At 55.4% G+C, this 1,478-nt stretch carries 2 protein-coding genes; both read right to left on the reverse strand.

Translation table 11 applies throughout. The features are described 5' to 3' along the window. The coding region (locus WS69_RS12150) for a type VI lipase adapter Tla3 domain-containing protein (RefSeq protein WP_059471022.1) at positions 1 to 1,176 on the reverse strand (1,176 nt) is incomplete at its 3' end. A 17-nt stretch (positions 1,177 to 1,193) separates the two neighbouring features. Further along, positions 1,194 to 1,478: effector protein Tle3 domain-containing protein (locus WS69_RS12155; RefSeq protein WP_082716143.1), on the reverse strand; the 285-nt coding region annotated here is incomplete at its 5' end.

Below are 1,478 nucleotides of genomic sequence, written 5' to 3' on the forward strand. Positions count from 1 at the left end.
ACGCACCGGGATATAGGGCGTCGGCTTGAATTCGCCCGGCCCTTTGTTGCTGATCGTCTTCCAGAATTCGGGAAGTTGCGTCTGCCACCATTGAGCCGACATGAAGCCGAGAAAAGCGCGCGGCTGAATGCCCACCGCCTTTTGCTGCTCTTGATAGTACGCTTCAAAGCTGCCTGGTCCTTCCCCGTTGTTTTTCTCCCAGAAGAAGTTCCATAGCTTGGTGATGTCGTATTCGGTCGTGTTCTTGTTGACGTTTTCCGTCTGCTCGACGGCGTAGGGGCGAATCAGTTGGTCGACGCGATCCGAGCGGGACACGAGCATCGCGACCATGCTGTCCGGCATCGTAGGAAGGTTGGACTGCTTGAACGTGTCCACATAGCCCGGCGTCTGATTGAGTTTGCGGGTCGCCGCCCCATCAAACGTAACGATAACCGCCTCAGGCACGTCCGGATGTGCGTCGAAAAATGCGAACAGCTTCTCGATGATGGTTGCACCATCGTCCGTGTTAGCGTCTTCTTGCCACAGCAAGAGCGTGACGCCTAGGCTTGCCTCCTGTCGAATACCAGAAAGCTCATTAGCTGGCCGACTAACGTGCGGTGCTTTCGGCGGCTCCCAAATGAACACCGGGACCGGCCAATAGTCAACGGAATGATGGGCCGCCAGTTGGAAGCTCAGGCCCGTCCCAACCTCCAGGTAGGTCATTCGGCTATCCTCGTTGTCCGGATAGTCGGTGGGGTTTTGCGACATGTAGGTGGAGTGATTGTCCGCCTTAGCTTCGACCGCATTCCATATTTCGTCATTTGCATTACGCCCGGTCACGAGCCCCAAGCCACGAACCTCTAAGACGAATTTCTCGCCTGTTTGAGCGAGCACTGCCGGAGTCCCGTTATTGCTGTGCATTGCTGCGGCAGGCAATACTGGCGAAACGGATATTGAACTCGCGACCGCGTGCGGCGGCTCAACAGGTGTACGGTTAAGCCAAATGTAGCTCACCGCGAAGGCTGCCGCGACGACGCCCAGTGCAACCAATACACCGTTTCGAATGCTACCCACCATGCCTGGCATCTCCTGTCCCGTTGCTTGCCAATAGTGATAATGCCGCGTCATCACGATGATTGTCCAACCCAGCGCGATCAAGATAAACCCAAGTATGTACGGCCAGATACGAGGTTTCATATCGCTCTTCGATAATCTCATGTTTTGCTTTCAGTCTTCAGTTCGCTGGTGACCAATGGCGGAAAAGTAAGCGGCACAAATTTCTCCGCGGGGAATAAGCCCTTCTGGTAGTACTTTGCGCAGGCGTCAATAAAGTCCCGCGTATGACCGTCTAGCCGTGAAAAGCATTTGCAATCTGTGATCTGCTTCTGTGCGCTCGACGTCATCTTCCAATCCGCCATCAAAAGCAACAACTGCCGCCAGTCCGGATCATCCAACGTCACCGCCTGGCCGACCGCGACATCCATCGCCGTGACCCAGCG

Source organism: Burkholderia sp. BDU5 (genome assembly GCF_001522845.1).
GTDB classification, from domain to species: domain Bacteria; phylum Pseudomonadota; class Gammaproteobacteria; order Burkholderiales; family Burkholderiaceae; genus Burkholderia; species Burkholderia mayonis.